The 19094-nt window shown below is 56.8% G+C and carries 18 protein-coding genes; 15 read left to right on the top strand and 3 right to left on the bottom strand.

Features of this window, described 5'->3' with window-relative positions; all coding sequences use genetic code 11:
- From BLP93_RS13625 to BLP93_RS13615, 3 genes are all read right to left on the bottom strand, one after another.
- Complete coding sequence (locus tag BLP93_RS13625) at positions 1 to 1374, bottom strand: sigma-54-dependent transcriptional regulator (protein ID WP_092122875.1); 1374 nt, start codon at positions 1372 to 1374, stop codon at positions 1 to 3.
- Positions 1375 to 1441: 67 nt separating this feature from the next.
- Positions 1442 to 2842, bottom strand: coding sequence for a sensor histidine kinase (locus BLP93_RS13620; protein WP_244148760.1), 1401 nt, complete (start codon positions 2840 to 2842; stop codon positions 1442 to 1444).
- Between the two features lie 59 nt (positions 2843 to 2901).
- Complete coding sequence (locus tag BLP93_RS13615; RefSeq protein ID WP_092122872.1) at positions 2902 to 4086, bottom strand: pyridoxal phosphate-dependent aminotransferase; 1185 nt, start codon at positions 4084 to 4086, stop codon at positions 2902 to 2904.
- Positions 4087 to 4306: 220 nt separating this feature from the next.
- Between BLP93_RS13615 and BLP93_RS13610 the strand changes: the two genes are divergently transcribed.
- The 15 genes from BLP93_RS13610 to secD all read left to right on the top strand — a co-directional run bounded on the left by BLP93_RS13610 (position 4307) and on the right by secD (position 19089).
- On the top strand, positions 4307 to 5050 hold the full coding sequence (locus tag BLP93_RS13610; RefSeq protein WP_092122869.1) for a YggS family pyridoxal phosphate-dependent enzyme: 744 nt from the start codon (positions 4307 to 4309) through the stop codon (positions 5048 to 5050).
- Between the two features lie 79 nt (positions 5051 to 5129).
- Entirely contained in the window at positions 5130 to 5891 is a 762-nt protein-coding gene (locus BLP93_RS13605) for a motility protein A (RefSeq protein WP_092122866.1), read from the top strand.
- A gap of 101 nt (positions 5892 to 5992) precedes the next feature.
- Positions 5993 to 6829: an OmpA/MotB family protein gene (locus tag BLP93_RS13600; RefSeq protein ID WP_092122863.1), complete on the top strand. Its 837-nt coding sequence runs from the start codon at positions 5993 to 5995 to the stop codon at positions 6827 to 6829.
- A 159-nt stretch (positions 6830 to 6988) separates the two neighbouring features.
- The gene (locus BLP93_RS13595) at positions 6989 to 7705 is read left to right on the top strand and encodes an OmpA/MotB family protein (RefSeq protein WP_092122860.1); all 717 of its coding nucleotides are present in this window, start codon (positions 6989 to 6991) and stop codon (positions 7703 to 7705) included.
- Positions 7706 to 7894: 189 nt separating this feature from the next.
- Complete coding sequence (locus BLP93_RS13590; RefSeq protein ID WP_092122857.1) at positions 7895 to 8398, top strand: flagellar basal body-associated FliL family protein; 504 nt, start codon at positions 7895 to 7897, stop codon at positions 8396 to 8398.
- A 158-nt stretch (positions 8399 to 8556) separates the two neighbouring features.
- Positions 8557 to 9534: a flagellar motor switch protein FliM gene (gene fliM, locus BLP93_RS13585; protein WP_092122854.1), complete on the top strand. Its 978-nt coding sequence runs from the start codon at positions 8557 to 8559 to the stop codon at positions 9532 to 9534.
- A 107-nt stretch (positions 9535 to 9641) separates the two neighbouring features.
- On the top strand, positions 9642 to 10196 hold the full coding sequence (gene fliN / locus BLP93_RS13580; protein WP_092122851.1) for a flagellar motor switch protein FliN: 555 nt from the start codon (positions 9642 to 9644) through the stop codon (positions 10194 to 10196).
- Complete coding sequence (fliO, locus tag BLP93_RS13575; protein ID WP_092122848.1) at positions 10189 to 10539, top strand: flagellar biosynthetic protein FliO; 351 nt, start codon at positions 10189 to 10191, stop codon at positions 10537 to 10539. The genes fliN and fliO overlap by 8 nt, the downstream gene beginning before the upstream one ends.
- On the top strand, positions 10475 to 11278 hold the full coding sequence (gene fliP / locus BLP93_RS13570) for a flagellar type III secretion system pore protein FliP (protein WP_092122846.1): 804 nt from the start codon (positions 10475 to 10477) through the stop codon (positions 11276 to 11278). Before fliO ends, fliP begins: the two co-directional genes overlap by 65 nt.
- 327 nt (positions 11279 to 11605) lie before the next feature.
- A complete protein-coding gene (fliQ, locus tag BLP93_RS13565; RefSeq protein WP_092122843.1) occupies positions 11606 to 11875 on the top strand; it encodes a flagellar biosynthesis protein FliQ in 270 nt (89 codons plus the stop codon).
- Positions 11876 to 11991: 116 nt separating this feature from the next.
- A complete protein-coding gene (locus BLP93_RS13560; RefSeq protein WP_139163009.1) occupies positions 11992 to 12855 on the top strand; it encodes a PDZ domain-containing protein in 864 nt (287 codons plus the stop codon).
- A gap of 126 nt (positions 12856 to 12981) precedes the next feature.
- A complete protein-coding gene (gspD, locus tag BLP93_RS13555) occupies positions 12982 to 14952 on the top strand; it encodes a type II secretion system secretin GspD (protein WP_161946339.1) in 1971 nt (656 codons plus the stop codon).
- Positions 14949 to 16487, top strand: a complete 1539-nt coding sequence (locus BLP93_RS13550) for a GspE/PulE family protein (protein WP_092122834.1) — start codon at positions 14949 to 14951, stop codon at positions 16485 to 16487. Before gspD ends, BLP93_RS13550 begins: the two co-directional genes overlap by 4 nt.
- Positions 16488 to 16927: 440 nt before the next feature.
- Positions 16928 to 17275 carry a preprotein translocase subunit YajC gene (yajC, locus tag BLP93_RS13545; RefSeq protein ID WP_092122831.1) on the top strand — a complete coding sequence of 116 codons (348 nt, stop codon included), beginning with the start codon at positions 16928 to 16930 and terminating at the stop codon, positions 17273 to 17275.
- Between the two features lie 215 nt (positions 17276 to 17490).
- Positions 17491 to 19089, top strand: a complete 1599-nt coding sequence (secD, locus tag BLP93_RS13540; RefSeq protein ID WP_092122828.1) for a protein translocase subunit SecD — start codon at positions 17491 to 17493, stop codon at positions 19087 to 19089.
- Positions 19090 to 19094: the final 5 nt, after the last annotated feature.

Below are 19094 nucleotides of genomic sequence, written 5' to 3'. Positions count from 1 at the left end.
TCAGTTCCCCGTCAGCTTGTACTTCTTCAACTTGTACTGCAGCAGGCTTTTCGAGATGCCGAGCATGTCCGCGGTCTTGACCTGGACGAAGTTGGTCTGGACCAGGGACCGGCGGATCAGGGCGGCCTCGATTTTTTCCAGGGTGTCCGCCAGGTTCAGGCGGGACGGAAGCAGGTCCACGGCGCTTTTGAACTGGGCTTCTTCATCCTTGATTTCCGGAGGCAGATCCTCCACCCGGACCATGTCGTCCCCGGCCATGACCACGCAGCGTTCCACCACGTTCTCCAACTGCCGGACATTGCCCGGCCATTCGTAAGCCGTGAGGTAGTCGATGACGTCCGAGGTGAACCCCTTGATCGGGCTGGCGTTCTCTTCCGTGAATTTTTTCAGGAAGTGCGCCGCCAAGAGCGGGATGTCCTCCCGGCGTTCCCGGAGCGGGGGCAAGGGAATCTGAACGACATTGAGGCGGTAGTAAAGATCTTCGCGAAACTCCCCGGACTGGACGGCTGTCGGCAAATCCTTGTTCGTGGCCACCACGATCCGGATATCCACGCTGATGGGCTCGGAACCCCCGACCCGTTCAAAACTGCGTTCCTGCAGCACCCGCAGCAGCTTGACCTGCAGATCCTGTGACAGTTCGCCGACTTCATCCAGAAACAAGGTGCCGCCGTGGGCCAATTCGAACCGTCCGCGTTTGCGGGCGACCGCGCCGGTAAAGGAACCTTTCTCATGGCCGAAGAGTTCGCTTTCGAGAACGCCGGGATTAAGGGCCATGCAGTTCACCGTGATGAAGGGACCTGATTTGCGCGGCGACGTGAAATGGATGGCCTTGGCGATCAGTTCCTTGCCCGTGCCGGACTCCCCGGTGATCATGGCCGTGCTTTTGCTGGGCGCGGCGCGGTCCACCATGTCCAGAACACGGAGCATGGCCTTGCTGCGCCCGATGATCTGGTGCAGGCCGTAGCGCTGCTCCAGGTTCTCCGACAGGAGCCTGTACCTGCGTTGGGCCTGGGACAACTGGACGGCCTTGCGAACGGAGAGGATCAACTCATCATTGGCAAAGGGCTTGGTGATGTAATCGAAGGCGCCGTGGCGCATGGCCACCACCGCGGCATCGATGGAGCCGTAGGCGGTCATGATCAGCACGGGGATGTGGGGATAGTTCTTTTGTACGTGGGTCAGGACATCCTGGCCGGTCAACTTGGGCATTTTCATGTCCGTGATGATCACGTCGACCTCGGATTCCTCCAGGTAGGCCAAAGCCAGTTCCGGATTCTGGAGGGCGGTGACGACATGCCCTTCGTCGTCCAGCAGGGTCTCAAGAAGCAGAAGGTAATTCTGCTCATCGTCGATAACAAGGATATGGCTGGACATGCGTGTGTTCGGATGGTTTTGCTGATCAGTAGTCATGAAGGAGATAATAGTATCTTCAATGGCAATTTCAATGTACGGGATCCGGAAAGATCATCCGCACTTCGGCGCCGCCCTGAGGATGGTTGGCAATTTCCAGCCGGGCGTTATGGCTGAGCAGGATGCTGTTCACAATGGACAGGCCAAGGCCGGTTCCCTTTTCCTTTGTCGTGAAGAACGGATCCAGAAGCTTTTCCCTGGCCTGGAGGGAAATGCCCGGACCAGTGTCCCGGATGATCAGAACAACGGCCTTGGGTTCGCGTCGCAGGGCGATGGAGATGGTTCCCGGTCCGTCCATGGCTTGGAGGGCATTGGCCAGGACGTTGTAGACCGCGCGGTAAAGCAGATCCTTGTCCCCCATGATGACCTGGCTGGAGGTGTCGCGCTGGATGAAGACGTTTTTCTCCGCCATTTCATTGTCCCAAAACGCCAGGACCTGATCCAGGATCAGGGACATATCCACCTTTTCCTTGTTCGGAGCCTTGGGGCGGGCGTAGTCCAGAAAATCATTCACGGTCTGCGAAAGACGTTTGGATTCGTCATAGATCGCCTTGAGCAGTCGGGTCTGCTGCTGTTCCGCCTTGTCCGCCTGGCCTCCTCTGGTCTGGGAGCGCTTCATGAGCAATTCGGCGGTGCTCCGGATAATGCCCAGGGGGTTGCGGATTTCATGGGCGATGCTGGCCACGGTCCGGCCCATGCTGGCCAGCTTTTCGTTCTGGTGCAGTTCCCGCTCCAGGCGCTCCTTCTCGTCGGCCCGCTTGGCAATGGTGTTCGCTGCCCGGCGGATGATCAGATAGAGCACGGAAAACAGAATCAGGGAGGATGCAAATGATGCGGTGAGGATCAGGATCTGAAAGTAGAGCACGGCCTCGTAATCATCGGTGATGTCCTGAGTGAATTCCAGGGCGCCCATGATCGGTCCGGGACCGGTCACCGGATCGAATCCCCGCTCGGCGCGCAGAGGGTAGGAAGTGCGCAAAACGAAGCTTTCCGCGGGTAGGTCAAGTTTGAACATGGCCCACCAGGCGGGAATGCGGCTGAGCAGCTCGAAACTGTGGATGCCCGAGTCCAGAGCCTGACGCACGGCCTTGCCCGCCACATCGGAAAGGCCGACAATCTCGGGAGTGGTGGAATAGGCGATTTCGTGGTCGAAGTCGTAGATGCTCACCTCCAGGACATGGAAACTGTGGATGGTGGAGAGCACGATTTGATCCAGCCGTTCGTACTGGGCCGGATTCTTGAGTTCGATCCGCCCGAAGCCGATCACCGTGGGCAGGGTGAAACGCTGGAAGATCTGATGGTTCAGATTTTCCGCCAGGAGCAGCGCGAATTCCTGGTTCTTTTCAAGCATGGTCTGGCGAGCGTAATTGGCGATGAAAACGGAAAAGAGCAGATTCACGACCAGGATCAGGACCAGTGAACTCCAGGACAAAAATTTGACCGGTTGAAACGGCCTGGGGCCGAAAGTGATTTTCGTGGGCAAAGTAAATGTTACTTTTCGAGCAGGGCCTTCTGAACAAGGTCCAGAGCCGTAAGCAGGGTTTGGTCATCCAGGGCGTAGGAGAAGCGTATGCACCGGTCGTCCCCAAAGGCGACGCCCGGAACAAGAGCGACTCCGGCCTTTTCCAGGATGTGCGTGCACAGGGACGCGGAATCGGTTCGATCAGCCGTGAACAGGGAATCCAACCGGGGGAACAGGTAGAAGGCGCCGTCGGGCTTGGGGCAGACCACGCCGGGCCAGGAACTGATCCTGTCCAAGGCCAGATCCCGGCGACGAACAAAGGCGGTTTGCATTTCGCGGATGCTGTCCATGGGGCCGGTCAACGCGGCCAAAGCCGCTTTCTGAGCAATGGAGCAGACATTGGAGGTGCTTTGTCCCTGGATGCGGACCATGGCCTTGATCAGGTCCGGGTGGGCCAGGACGTAGCCGACGCGCCATCCGGTCATGGCCATGGTTTTGGAGAGGCCGTTGACCACGGCGACCTTGTCCGGAAATTTGACCCACCAGTGCACCGCGGTGCTGGGACGGGCCGGGGCATAGACCAGTTGGTCGTATATTTCGTCGGAGATCACGAAGATGTCGCGTTCCATGGCCCAGCCGATCAGGCTGTCGAGTTCGTCCTGGGAATAATGGCATCCCGTGGGATTGGACGGGGAGTTGAGCAGCAGGACCCGGGCGTTGGGGGGGCAGTGGCGTTCAAGATCTTCCGTGCTGATCAGGAACCGTTGCTCCGGTGTGGAGGGGATGATCGCCGGTTTGCCTTCGGCCAGAAGAACCATGGGCGGATAGCTGACCCAGTAGGGAGCTGGGATCAGTACACTGTCTCCCGGATCGAGCAGCGCCTGGAGAAGGTTGTACAGGGCGTGCTTGCCGCCGTTGCAGATCATGACCGCCTCGGGGGGCAGACTTTCGCTGGCAAGACCGGCGCACCCGGCAAAATAGTCGGCAACCGTTTGCCGCAGGGCCGGTATGCCGGGAACCGGCGTGTATCTGGTGAAACCCTGATCCAGAGCGTCCTTGGCAGCCTGGCGAATATGCTCCGGTGTCGGAAAATCGGGCTCGCCCACGGCAAGGCTGATGATTTTCTTTCCTTGGGACGCCAGCTCCTGGGCCTTCGCATTCACGGCCAACGTGGCCGAGGCGGGGATCGAACGGATTTTATTGGCAATACGCACGGGAGTTCTCCTGAAATATGATCATTGAAGTTGAACAACCGAAAAAGGGTTTTTGTAACTCCAAAGGATGGTACAGCACAAGGCCTAAACAGGCCGAATGTGAGATAGTGGAATAGACGTGGGAGAATCGCTCTGGACGCAAAGGGGGGTTGTGTGCAAGGAGACAGGTGAACGGGCAGACGTATTGGCGACGGATGTCGGATATGAAACGGAGAGAAGCATGAAGCACGATAACCTCGAAGATCGTGATGTCGAAGGTTCAGCGCGGATTGACAGCCGGGAGTTGATCCGGCGATATGAACAAACGCGAGATACTGTTGCGGAAATCGCAGCCCGACATAATCGTGAACCTGGAGATGTCCGTATTATTGCGGTTTCCAAATACCAGCCCACGGCGGCTTTGAGAACTCTGGCCGGACATGGACATCTGGATTTCGGCGAGAATTACATTCAGGAGGCGCTGCGTAAGCAGGATGAGCTGGAGCTGCCCGAATTGCGTTGGCATTACCTGGGCAGGCTGCAGCGCAACAAGGCGAAATTCGTTCCTGGAAACTTTACCATGTTTCATGCCCTGGACGATGAATTGCTGGCATCCAGCTTGCAATTACGGTCGAAAACGCATGGTGGCGTGTTGGAAGTTCTCTTGCAGGTCAATTTTGGCCAAGAGACTCAAAAAGGTGGTGTTTTGCCTGATCAGCTCCCGAACTTGGCGGAGAAGGTCCGCCGGATGGACGGATTGGCCTTGCGGGGGCTGATGGCGTTGCCGCCTTTTTCCCTGGAGTTGCCGGAAAAACAGCGACTTTTCTCTGAGCTGCGCGAGTTGCGGGACAAGCTGCAAACCCATCTCGGACTTCCGCTTCCGGAATTGTCCATGGGAACCACGGACGATTTTCCGCAAGCCATTGCCGAAGGAGCGACCATGGTGCGCATCGGGACGCGAATCTTTGGTGAACGGTCCAGGTGAGTCATAAAAATGACGAGCGGTTTCCGCGAAGCGGATAGAGGTGAATATTGATATGAGCGAGAAAGGTTGAGGTTCGGTTATGGATCTGGCGACTATCATCGGCGTCGTGCTCTCCTTCGGGTTGGTCGTTTCCGCGATCATGATGGGCAGCAGCCTCTTCGTATTCGTTTCCATACCCTCCGCGTTGATCGTACTCGGAGGCACCCTGGGGGCGACGCTGATCCACTATCCGTTGAGCAACATCCTCGGCGTGCTCGGCGTGGTGAAAAACGCATTCTTCACCAAGCTTGCCAATCCTTCGGATACCATTGCCCAGTTTTTGGAGTATGCCGGTCGAGCTCGCAAAGAGGGCATCCTGTCCCTGGAGCCTTTGCTCAAGGAAATCGACGATGATTACCTCCGCAAGGCCATGCAACTCACGGTGGACGGCGTGGAGCCGCAGGTCATTCAGGAGATCATGCAGACTGAAGTGGCATACCTGCAGGAGCGTCACGAAACCGGCGCGGACATTTTCGCGGCCATGGGGATGTATGCTCCTGCCTTGGGCATGATCGGAACCGTCATCGGCCTGGTGCAGATGCTGCAAAGCATGGATGACCCCGCGGCCATCGGACCGGCCATGGCCGTGGCCCTGATCACGACGTTCTACGGCGCGGTGCTGGCCAATCTCGTTTTCAATCCCCTGTCCGGCAAATTGAAAACCCGCAGCAAGGAGGAAGTCCTGCTGCGGGAACTGACCCTTGAAGGCATTCTGTCCATTTCCCGCGGCGAAAACCCCAGGATCATAGAGGAAAAGCTGAACGGCTTTCTGCCTCCGAAAATGCGGACCAAAATGGAATAACATGTAAGCGTAATCTGGGTTTTGATTGCTACCCGTCGAGGGCGGGCTTGCAATCCGAATTTGCTGAAGGTGGACTTGATTACGCAAGCAGGGATTGCGGCATGGCGGGGAAACGGGAAAAAAAAGAGAAGCAGGTCGGAACACCCGGCTGGCTGTTGACGTTCACGGGGTTGATGATCCTGATCATGGCTTTTTTCGTCTACCTGGTGACAAACGCTTCATTGATGGACGAGCGCAGGATACGGCTGGCCATCGGTTCCCTGCTGGGGGCCTTTGGAATGGCGTCCGGCAAACCGGATGCCCTCGGGGTCAGGGAAAGCCTTGAGACGTATCAGCCCGGACCGATGCCCCCGGACCAAGATCTGGCCTCGCTCAAGGAATTGCTGTGGGATGACGTTGAAGAGGATTTGCAGTTTGTCAGCAATCGTTTCGTCCAGATTTTCAGCGTGAACACCGCCGTGCTGTTCCATCCGGGAGAGACGGATCTTACCGAGCAGGGGCGTCATTTTCTGCGTCAAGTGGCGCCGACGCTGCGCAACGTGACCGTGCCGGTCCTGATTGCCGGGCACGGTTCCACGCTCCGGGATGAGTTTGATGCCGACTTCGAGCCTGCACTGAGTGAGGCGATACCTGATCTCTCCTGGCAAATGTCTCTTTTCCGCGCGTTGAACGTTTACCGATTCCTGTTGGAGCAGGGCGTTTCATCAGAAATATTGCGCATGGAGGGTTTGGGACGATTTCATCCTCGGGAGGACCCGCGGACCCCTGAAGGCCGGCGCAACAACAGGCGGGTTGAGTTTATCCTGGACCGGCGAGCTATGCCTTGGGCTCCGCTGTTGGAGCGGCCGGCGGTCACCGGAACTACGGAAAAGTTCATCTACCGGGATTTTATTTTTCGATTTCCCGATGCGCACGATCCCGAGCCGATCCGGCCTTGAGCTGTCATTGACCGTCCAAGTGCTTGCGTTGCGATAAGAAAAGTTCACGCTTATCGAATGATTAACAACGCTGTGGCTCCGCAAGTCTCTTCCGCCTTGATGATGATTTTCGAAAACTCCGCGCAAGCAATTCGTCACGATGTTCCCAGGCGGTGATCCATGGCCAGACGTAAAAAAAAAGGAGGCGGGGCCAAAGTCGATCCCATGGGCTGGTTGATCACCTTTTCGGATCTGATCACCCTTTTGTTGACCTTTTTCGTGCTGTTGCTCAGCATGTCTTCCATGGATCGACGGATCGTCACCGAAGCCATGAGCCTTTTCGGGGCCAACCTGGGAGTTGTCTCGCAGAAGACCGCGGGCCGTATTCCCACCAAGCTGGAAATCGTGGTCGAGCTGATGCAGCGGCCATGGGAGTTTCGGGACAACGAACAGCGTATCCGGGACCTGCTTTTTCCGGATGATGTCCTGCCGCGGGAGATCAGCAAGGCCACCCTTGAGGAAAATCTGCGGCTTTTGCAACGGCCTGAAGGATTGGCCATCCTGCTCACGGACGAGCTGCTCTTTCCTCTGGGCGGACATGAATTGACTCAATCCGCTCAAGCCTTGCTGGAGATACTGGCTCCTTTGCTTCTGTACGTGCCTAATGTCGTGAATGTTTCCGGCCATACGGACAATCTGGTCGGGAGAACAATGGACAACGACACCCTGTCGGCCTTGCGGGCCATGGCTGTCCTGGAGGTTTTGCTGTCCTCCGGAGTCCCGAATGCCAAACTGTCCGTCTCCGCCTACGGCGACCGGATGCCCGTCAGCGACAATCGTACCCCGGAAGGGCGCGCCCTGAACCGGCGGGTGGGAATTCTGTTCAAGACATCATAGAGATGCATTTCAGGTTCGACCTCGCGGCTGACCTGGAGAGATTGTCTTGAATCGTCGCGATTCCCAAGGTAGAGACCGCGGAAGGCCGTTGCTTCCGCTTCTTTGCCTGGATAGTGAAAAAGCTGACGGCGCCCAGCCGCGGCGGAGCTTTCAGGCTGTGCCGAAGCAGATACGACATGAGGAGTTGAGATGGCCAAAAAGGAAGTTGAATCGGTTGGGGAAGAAAAGAAGGGGGGCAAGCTGAAATGGATCATTCTCATTTTGATCTTGCTCCTAATGGCAGGAGGCGCGGCCGCCTACTGGTTCTTCATGGGGCCCGGGGCCGATCCCAAGGAGAAATCGGAACAGGCTCAGGCCCAGGATTCCAGAACGTCGCCTCGTGCTGAATTTATTCCGGAAATTGTTTCCTTGCAGCCGTTTATCGTCAATCTGGCCGATCCTCTCGGCAGGCGTTTTCTGCGTATGTCCCTGGACGTGGAGGTGCTGAACAAGTCTGTGGCGAGTGATCTGCAACGGGCGGATTCACGGGTTCGCGATGCGGTCATTCTGTTGCTGTCCGGGAAATCTTTCAGTGATCTGGCCAGCATGGAAAGCAAGATCATCTTGAAGAACGAGATCATGGACCGACTGAATCAGATTCTGGGCAGCGGCCGGGTGACCAATGTTTATCTGACCGAGTTCGTGATCCAGTAGGGCGTCGGCCGAAAAAAACAGTTGCCGCCTTGCGGGTGCAGCTGCAGAGCAGCTGACGGCAAGCCGCGTGGACCGCAATATCCGCGGAAGATATAAAATTATTGTTACGCCATGGATGGTTGAGTGAAACTCGCAGCACGGCAAAATATGGAAGTCCCATGAATAAAATTCTCTCCCAGGATGAAGTCGATTCCCTGTTACGCGGGCTCACCGGGGGCGAGGTCGAGACCGAAACCGCCGTTGCCGGAGACGACTCGGGCATCATTTCCTTTGATCTTGCCAACCAGGATCGGATCATACGCGGGCGAATGCCCGTTCTGGAGATCATCAACGATCGCTTTGCCCGCCTGGCCTCCAATTCCCTGGCGAACTCGATGCGCAAGAAGGTCGACGTCAACCCGGTTTCCATCGACATGTCCAAGTTCGGCGATTTCATGCGCTCGTTGCCCGTGCCGACAAGCATCAACATCTTCAAGATCGATCCGCTGAGGGGAAACGCCATTCTGGTCGTGGACACCCGCCTCGTATTCGCCCTGGTGGAAAACTTTTTCGGCGGGCAGGGCACGCAGCCCAAGATCGAAGGACGTGATTTCACGCCCATTGAACAATCCGTGATCGAGCGGGTGGTCAAGATTTTCCTGTCCTCCATGGAGCAGTCCTGGACTCCGGTGCATGACGTGAGCATTGAGCTTCTGCGTACCGAAATCAATCCGCAGTTCGCCGGCATCGTGCCGCCCAGCGATGTCGTAATCGTGGTTTCCATGGAGGTGGAACTGGAGAATGCCATCGGTTCTTTGGTTTTCTGTCTGCCCTATTCAACCATTGAACCCATTCGCGGCAAGCTTTACGCATCCTTCCAGTCCGAACGCCTGGAGGTGGACCATGCCTGGCTCTCCAGATTCAAGGAGCGCTTGATGGAAATCCCCGTTGAACTGGTGGTGCCTTTGGGCCGCACGTCCATCACGGGCCGCCAGCTTCTCAATCTGGATGTGGGGGACATCCTGCTGCTGGATACGGATACCGAACAGCCGCTGGAAGTTAAAATTCATGGTGTAGACAAATTTCAATGCAGCCCCGGCATTGTCAAAGCCAATAGAGCGTTTCAGGTCGTGAAGGAAGCCGAGTTTGGTTATTAGCGAGCTTCCTGTCTGACGTTTTCATGCCGGGCGGGCTCGGCAGCATCGCAAACCTTAATATTTCACAGGCACGAAGATCGGCGTGCCGATACAGGACGGATTCCTGAATGAGCACAGACCAAGACAAATTGGCAGAGGAATGGGCTAAAGCTCTGGAAGAGATGGATCAGGGCGACGAACCTGAAGATCCTTTTGAAGCCGCCAGCAGGGCGGCGGGCAAGGAAAGCGGCGACCAAAGTCAAGATCAGGAGGACCTGGCAGATGAATGGGCCAAGGCCCTGGCCGTTGAGGAGGAGAATCAGCTCAAAAAAGAGAAACAGCAGAAGTCCTTTGCCGCCAAAACCAAGGAGCCCAATTTCAAAGATTTGACATCCCAGGCCAAGGCTCCCAAGGAGAAAACCAAGCGGGACCTGGATTTCATCCTGGACATTCCCCTGGACGTGTCCGCGGAACTGGGGCGGACCAAACTGTTGATCAACGAATTGCTGCAGCTGGGACAGGGGTCAGTGGTGGAATTGAACAAACTGGCGGGTGAACCCTTGGAGATCTTCGTGAACGGCAAGTTGGTCGCACGGGGGGAAGCCGTCGTGATCAATGAAAAATTCGGTGTTCGCCTGACCGACATCATCAGTCCCATCGAGAGGGTAAAGCAACTTGCCTAACGCAGTCGACACCGCGCCAACATGGGATTTCGGCTTTGCGGCCCTGAAAATGGTCGGCGGATTGTTTCTCGTTCTGGGGGTGATGTTTCTGATCCTCTATCTGTTGAAACGGTACGGGCACAAAGCCGGATTGACCCGCCAGCTCACATCCGATCTGCGACTTGTGGGACAACTTGCCCTTGGACCGAGAAAGACGGTAGTGGTGGTCCGCTATTTGAATAAGGACATGGTGCTGGGAGTGACGGACAACTCCATTACGTTGCTGACGGAGACGCACCATGACCTTGAAAGAACATCATTTTCCACTCATCTTGACCAATCCAGGAGTCAAGGCGGCGGCTAGCCTGTTCTTGGCCGCCCTGATACTTCTGCTCCTTCTGCCCGATCCGGCCTGCGCTCAACCCTCGCCGCCCACCTTGAACATGACGTTGAGCGGCGGCGCCAGTGAGCCTGGAAACGTTTCCATCGCCCTGGAAATCATGTTCCTGCTCACCGTTCTCTCCGTGGCGCCGTCAATCCTGCTCACGGCAACCTGCTTCACCCGCATCGTCATCGTATTTTCCTTCATCCGCCAAGCCATGGGCACGCAACAGATGCCGCCCAATCAGGTTCTGGCCAGCTTGGCCATTTTTTTGACATTTGTGATCATGATGCCCGTGGGCAAGGAGATCAACGCCAATGCGTTGCAACCCTATCTGGCCGAGGAGATCGGTTTTCAGGATGCATTGTTTCAGGCCGAGCAACCCATGCGGGCATTTCTGTTCAAGCACACCCGGGAAAAGGATCTTTCGCTGTTTTACTCCATCACCAACATGGAGCGTCCTTCGAACAGAGACGACGTGCCGACCATCATCCTGGTTCCCGCATTCGTGATCAGCGAATTGAAAACCGCCTTTCAGATGGGCTTTCTGATTTACATTCCCTTCCTGATCCTGGACATGGTCGTGGCCAGCATCCTGCTCTCCATGGGCATGATGATGCTGCCTCCGGTGATGATCTCGCTTCCGTTCAAGCTCCTGCTGTTCGTAATGGTGGACGGCTGGAACCTGCTGATTTTTTCTTTGGTGAACGGCTTTGCCTGACGCGGTTCTCGACCTTTGCACCCAAGTCCGACCAATAGTGTTTGCAACTATTCAGCATATTCTGAAAGTACACAGGATTGGTCCGGCTTGCCTTGATTTTGCGGTCTCGCATGTTTGACTGAGTCAGGATTCGTTCATCAAACCATTGCCAAGCACTTGAAGCTCTAAATGCTGTTTATTCACGCAATGGTTTGATGTTACGAAGCCGGCGAAGGAGTCTGCGAGGCCGCAAAATCAAGGCAAGCCGGACCTCAGCTGAGTAGTTACGTGTGTTTTACGATAAGAAGTCCAGATCAACCATTTGCCTCTGAGGTCCCCGGAGAAGACATGACACCTGAATTCGTGATCGGTTTTGCGCGGCAAGCCATCGAACTGACCCTGCTGATCGCCCTGCCCATGCTGGGCATCGGATTGATCGTCGGGGTGGTGGTGAGCATTATCCAGGCCGCGACGCAGATCCAGGAAATGACCCTGACCTTTGTCCCCAAGATCATATCCATTTTCCTGGCGCTTTTATTTTCCTTCCCCTGGATAATGGACAAAATGGTGACGTTCACCACCGACCTTTTTCTGAATTTGCCGAATTATGTTCGCTAACTGTTTCCGGCGATCGTTTCCTGGATGAATGGCCTCCCGTTTTTCTTGCCCGAAGCCGACGAATGATTTAGCTTCGCTCCCGTGTCCGACACCTCGAGCAACCTCTTGCATCCCACGTGAACTCTTCCCGTCTGATGTCCATCCGAATGTCCACCTGGCTTTCCCGGCTTGTCTTTCCGCTGGCCTTCGGTTTGGCCTTTGCGTTCATTTTGACCGGGGCTTGGGAGTACTATTCCGCCCGGTCATACGTTGCGGTTCCCGGTATGGTTTCCGCGTCCTTCGTCAGTAAGGCGGCAGAGTCCTGGGCCCCGGTGATTCTGGATCAGAATATCCTGGGACTGGAGGTGCCGGACAGCGGCGTGAGTGCTCCGGAACCCGTCAAGTATCTGGAACCCTTTGCCCCTTTGCTTCTTGGAACCGTTACCGGGACATCTCCTCGGGCCTTGCTCCGGGCGGGTGGAAATTTTCTGATTCTGGACCCCGGCGCCCTGATTGATGGATGGGTGCTGTCCGAGGTCCATCTCGGGTCCGTGGTTTTCATTTCCGGAGACAGACGCAATGAAGTCCTGCTGTGGCAGAAAACAGCGGATCAGGAAGACGCGGATGTTTCTTTTTCCCCACTTGTCGCCACGCCTCAGCCCTGGTCCGCTCCTGCCGGTGCGACCCGGGTCAGCCTTTCCAGGCAGGATGTGCAGCCGATCTTGTCAGATCCCAATGCATTGCTGCAGATGGCCAGTTTCAAGCCGTTCAGCGTGGACGGCAGGGTCGGCGGCTTCCAGGTGCTGAGCATTCGTCCGAATTCCCTGCTGAGCAAGATCGGGTTACGCAACGGCGATGTTCTGGCACGCATCGACGGGCAAACACTGACTGGACCGACGCAATTGCTTCAGGCCTATTCCGGAATGAACCGCGCATCCTTGATCACGCTTGATGTCCAACGGGCTTCCCAGATGCAAACTTATCTTGTTGAACTGAATTAAATATGGCGCCGTTATCTTGTCGGAATGACCTTCTCGAAAATTCTTACCACAATCCGGGTCTCCGATGATCAGCTACGCTGCAATCTTCACCAAAGCGGACTCGGAAATGAATCAGGAACCCCTTTTATGCTAACCATCGGCGCTTGGTCTCGGGTGCTGTGTCTGATTGTTTGCCTGGCGGTCTTTCCATCCGGCTTGACTCATGCTCAGGACCGGGAAAACATCACTGGCCAGCGGATGACCGCGAACCTGGAGGGAATCACCCTGCGTGATTTCATTCTTTTTGTTGGTCAGTTCACCGGCCGGAACATTGTTTTTCGAGAGGACCAGATCCCGCCCATCAAAGTTTCCCTGCATTCCCAGGGCCCCATGACCGAGCTGGAACTTCTGGCCGTGCTGGAACGGGTTCTGGCCAGCAACAACCTGGATCTCGTGGCCCAGGGCGACCTGTACTACATTCTGCAGGGAAACCTGGCCGGCGAGATACTCGATCCCTTGCGGGCGCCGTTGGACCCGGGGGAAGAGGGGGAACTGCTGACCACTGTCCTGCGTCTGGATCCGCGAGCGTCGGGAAAGCAGGTCACTGAATTGTTGCAGCCTTTCGCTTCCAGGTTCGGCATGGTGATGGAGATTCCCCAGGCCCGGGCACTGCTGTTGCGCGATACCCGGGCCAGAGTGCGCAAGATGCAGGAGGTTCTGGATGCGGTGCTGGCCATGGGAGGAAGATGGAATCTGGAGCTGCTGCCTCTGCATCAAGCCCAAGCCGGTGAGACCGCCCAGAAAATCGCCCAGTTGTATGAGGAACTCTTTTCCCGAGGCCATCTGGCCGAGACACCGGTCATCCTGGCCGTGGAGTGGTCAAATTCCCTGCTGGTAGCGGGATCGGACGAACAGCTTGAGGCGGTTCGTGGTTTGCTGTTGAACTTGGACCAGATCGTGGATTCCAGCGCGGACATGAGCATGTACGCATTGAAGAACGCCAAGGCCGCGTCGGCCGCTGAGGTGTTGCGCAGTCTGCTTCAGGGCGAGCAGGCCGGCGGGGGAGAGGGGCGTCCCGGCCGGAGCGTCGTGGTGGCCGCGGATCCGGAGACGAATTCGGTTCTGGTTCTGGCCGAACCGCGGGTCCAGCGGCAGGTCGAATCCATAGTCGCTCATCTGGATCGTGGTCTGGATCAGGTGTTCGTGGAAGCGTTGATCGTGGAGACAAGCCTGACCAACAGCCAGGAACTCGGGGTGGAATGGATCGTGGGCGGCGGAGGCTCCGACGGCATCATCACCGGTGGTTTCCTGGGGCCTTCTCCCTCCAGTCTGCCGCCGTTGATGACGCAGCCGTTGCCGGGGGCGACGGGGGGGCCTGGGGTGCCGGTTGTGCCCGGCGGCTTCACGGTGGGAGCCCTGGGCAACGTCATCACCTTTGCCGGCAGACAGTTCTCAACCCTCGGCGCACTGGTCAGTTTCATGAAGACGGCTCATGATTTCAACATTCTGTCCACTCCCCAGATCATGACATTGGACAATGCCGAAGCGGAAATTTTCGTGGGCGAGAACAGGGCGTACATGGTCAGCGAGAAGTTGGACGCCCAGAACAATCCCATCCAGACGTTCGAATACCGCGACGTGGGAATACGTCTGAAGGTGACGCCGCACATCAACGCGGAGTCCAGCATGATCCGGATGCAGGTGGAACAGGAGGTCCGCAACGTTATTGCGACCGATGCCGCCAATGTCAGGCCCACGACCAGGAGCCGCACCACCCGAACCAACGTGCAGATCCCGGACGGTTTCACCATGGTCATCAGCGGCTTGATGCAAAACGATTTTGCGCAGGACCGACGGGCCATGCCCGGTCTGTCGCGCATTCCGGTTCTGGGATGGCTTTTCAGGCGGGAGGGGGTTTCCGCGGAAAAAAGAACCTTGATGGTTTTTTTGACCGCCAGGATCATCAACACCATGGAGCAGGCTGAGGAATTAACCAGAAACCGCATGGAGGGCATCCGCGACGCCCAAATAAAAAGTCAGGAATTGCTGCAACGCGAGTTCTGGAGAGGCGGCGTACAACATGAGCCTGATCTGCCGGAGTATCCGGCGCCGCGATGAATGGTCCAGCTGCCGTCTCCGCTCCGGACCTGAGCCGGCTGCCCGCGGATCTTGTCCAGGAATATCTGGCTTTTCCCCGGCGCAACGAGTTTTTGCCCGTTGCCGTCGAAAATGGAAACGTTCTGGTGTGGCTTCGTACGGCCAAGGCCAGGCCTCTGGCGGATTTCCTGGCCTGGAAAGCAGGCTTGAAAATCAGAACGGAACTGGTTTCCAGCGAAGTTTTTTTTCCGGCTTTGGAACAGGCTCTGACCTTGTGGGAGGAGGACAATCCCGCGGAAGAGGATGCCGGAAATGATGAACTTGAAGCATCCGGCCAGGAACTGCTGGGCTGGTCCCACGAGGATGCGCCCATTGTTCGGCTGGTGAACCGGATGCTGCATCAAGCTGTCAGCCAGGGGGCCAGCGACATCCATTTCGAAGGCCGGGAAAACGGCTTTCAGGTGCGGTTCCGAGTGGACGGGCAATTACGCATGGAACGCAGGCTGGATTTGGCTGTGCAATCCACGGTTCTGGCCCGGATCAAGGTCATGGGCCAGATGGACGTGGCGGAGAGCCGGGCGCCGCAGGATGGCCGGTTCCAGGTACGGGTTGGCCGCAAGGATGTGGATGTCCGGGTTTCGACCATGCCGACCCTGAACGGGGAAAAGGCCGTTCTGCGTATTCTGGACCGCTCAAAGAACATCCTGCCCCTTTCCGATCTCGGCCTGGAACCCGAGGCCGTGGCCGCCATCACGCGGATGATCACGGCGCCGCATGGGATCATTCTGGTCACCGGCCCCACGGGCAGCGGCAAGACCACGACGCTCTACGCGGCCCTCAAGGAGTTGATCCGCGACTCCCGAAACATCATGACCGTGGAAGACCCGGTGGAATATCACCTGCCCGGGGTGAACCAGGTCCAGGTGAACCGCGCAGCGGGCGTGACCTTTGCCACGGCTATCCGCGGCTTTCTGCGTCAGGACCCGGACATCATACTCGTCGGAGAAATACGGGATCAGGAGACCGCGGGTACGGCCGTGCAGGCTTCACTGACAGGGCATCTCGTGCTGGCCACGCTGCATACCAACGACGCTCCCACGGCGGTAACGCGGTTGCTGGAAATGGGCGTCGAGCCGTTCCTGCTGGCCTCGTCCCTGCACTTGGTGATCGGACAACGCCTTGTCCGCCTGAATTGCCCACTCTGTTCCGCGCCGGTGAACGGCGGGGATCTGGAATCCGCATGTACGCCCAAATTTTTTGAGGCTGCTGAGGTAAACGCCAATGGGGCAAACGGCAATCCCCTGTCTTCCACCCGGCTTCGCGGCAGCGGATGCGATGCCTGCAGACAGAGCGGATATCGCGGACGGCAGGGAGTTTTTGAACTGATGCCCGTGGACGAGGCTTTGCGGAGCCTGATCGTGCAAAAAGCTTCCGTGGAGCAGCTTCGGCAGCGCCTGCGCGCGCAAGGTTTTCAAACCATGCACGACCATGGCTCCAGACTTGTGGCCGCTGGAAAGACGACCCAGGAGGAACTGCTTCGGGTCACCAGCTTGTGATCCACTTTTTTCTTTCGGTAACTTCGGGTTTCGCTTAGGTCTCGCCGCAACCCCCTCGGGCATTTTTCTCTGTAAATATTTTTGATGCCAATACAATAGAACCCTGGATGATCAAGGCCTGTCCCTGGAGTCACCAAAATCAATCGCAATCGAAATCGCAATCGAAATCGCTATCGAGTCGAATTCGGTTTCTAAGAATTTCCGATTTCGATTTCGATTGCGATTGCGATTTTACGAGAACGGATTTTGCCCCTGCGCAGCCCCCTTTCATGCACTGTACATCCACAATAATCTCATGTAGTAATCTCCCTTTTGACCTAAAAGCATCATCACTCCCCGCAGGTCTGATGATGTCGGGCGGGACTTGCATATGCCGAAAAAAATCACTTTATAGGCATCATGTTCCCGATCTTTAATTCAACTCGCCGAAGGAGCGTATCATGATTTTTGAACCAAGTCTGGCATTTGCCATGGGGGCCAACGGAGCCGAAGGCCAAGGAAACCCGATCACGGCGTTCATTCCGTTGATCGTCATGTTCGCGATTTTCTATTTCCTGCTGATCCGTCCGCAGCAAAAGAAGGCAAAACAGCACAGGGAAGTCCTGGGCAATCTCAAAAAAGGAGATCGCGTCATAACTGCCGGGGGGCTTTACGGTCGTATTCATGCCTTGAACGACGACATTCTGACTCTGGAAATCGGAGACAACGTTAAAGTCCAAACCAACCGGAACTATATTGCCGGCCTGGCCGAGACCGAGACGCGCCCGGTGAGCAAGGAACCGAAGTAACAAAAAAAATGTAGACCAAAAAACGGCGTCTCCGCGAGATCATCCTTTGAGAATGTCCTCCCGAAAAAAAATCCCAAGCACGACGAATGTATTGTTGAACTTGTTCGCCTTGCAACAGCGGCTCATGCCAAATCTGGCCTGCCTCGGGGAAGGATGAGCGTCTCTTGGTCCATGGGCTTTTTACGGTCTGGTTGTGACAAGCTAGAGGAAAAACAATGAAGATGAGTTTGCGAATACGGATCGTCCTGGCCGTGCTCGGCCTGCTGCTGGGCGGACTGTATGCCTTGCCGGCATTGGTCAATATTCAGGGCACTTTTTTGGCCAGAATCTTGCCGGAAAGCGAGATTCGGCTGGGGCTGGACCTGCAGGGGGGAATGCACCTCACCTTGGGAGTCGATATTCCGAGAGGAGTGGCGAACACCATGTCCCAAATTGGACAGGATATCCGCTCCGAAGCCCAGGAGGACGGCATTTTTGTGCTCAGGCCACAGGTCGTGAACGATCGACTGGAGTTCACCCTGGCCCGCGGGGCGCAGCAAGATCAGTTGGAACGTCTTTTGCGGGATCGTTTCAACAATCTTCAGATTCTGACCAAGGAAGTCCAGGATGCCGGTCAGGTCCGATACGCCATGGGCATGACCGGACCTTACCGCGCCCATCTTGAAGATTTGCTGGTGGACCAAGCGATCAAGACCATCCGCAATAGGATTGATCAGTTCGGCGTGTCGGAACCGGATATTCGCAGGCAGGCCGAAGGACGCATCCAGGTGCAGCTGCCCGGTCTTCAGGACCCGGAGCGGGCCGTGGCCATCATCGGCCGCACCGCGCACCTGGAGTTCAAGCTGGTCGACGACCAGGCGGATCTCGAACGCGCCTTGCGCGGCATTCTTCCCCCGGATGCCGAGCTGGCCTATATGCAGACACGCAACCCCGACGGCTCTATATCCCGATCGCCCATCGTCATCAAACGTGATACATTGATGACGGGAGAATTCATCACGGATGCCAGGGTCAGTTTCGACCAGTTCAACATGGCCTACGTCGGCTTGAACTTCAATGCCCGCGGGGCCAGGCTTTTTGAACGGATCACCGGCGAGAACACCGGTCGCAGACTGGCCATCGTTCTGGACGGAAACGTCCACTCCGCGCCGGTTATTCAGGAACGGATCTCCGGCGGGCGGGCCAGCATTTCCGGACGCTTCACCACGGATGAAGCCACTGATCTCGCCCTGGTGCTCAGGGCCGGAGCGCTGCCCGCGCCCGTGCATATCATGGAGGAGCGAACCGTCGGTCCTTCTCTCGGTCAGGAGTCCATCGAAAGAGGACTTCGCGCGGCCCTCTTCGGTGGGGCGCTGATTCTTGTATTCATGCTGGTCTATTACAGCTTCTCCGGGATTGTGGCCAACGCCGTGCTTTGCCTGAACCTGCTGCTGGTCATGGCCGGGCTGGCCGCTTTCGGCGCCACCCTGACCCTGCCGGGTATTGCCGGCATTATTCTGACCATCGGTATTGCCGTGGACGCCAATGTCCTCATTTTTGAGCGTATTCGGGAAGAGATTCGACGCGGATTGACGCCGGGAGCGGCTATTGACGAGGGCTACGGCAGGGCGCTGAAAACCATCTTGGATGCCAACGTCACGACGGTGATTGCGGCCGTGGTCCTGTATCAGTTCGGTACTGGGCCGATCCGAGGTTTTGCAGTGACACTGATTCTGGGCATTTTAGCTTCGATGTTCACCGCCGTGTTCGTGTCCCGCATCTTTTTCGATTTCTGGCTGAAACGGCGCAAGCCCGGCACCGCATTGAGCATTTAAGGAGA

The sequence above is a fragment of the Desulfonatronum thiosulfatophilum genome (assembly GCF_900104215.1).
Classification (GTDB): Bacteria; Desulfobacterota; Desulfovibrionia; order Desulfovibrionales; family Desulfonatronaceae; genus Desulfonatronum; species Desulfonatronum thiosulfatophilum.
This window is presented reverse-complemented; position numbering and strand designations above follow the sequence as displayed.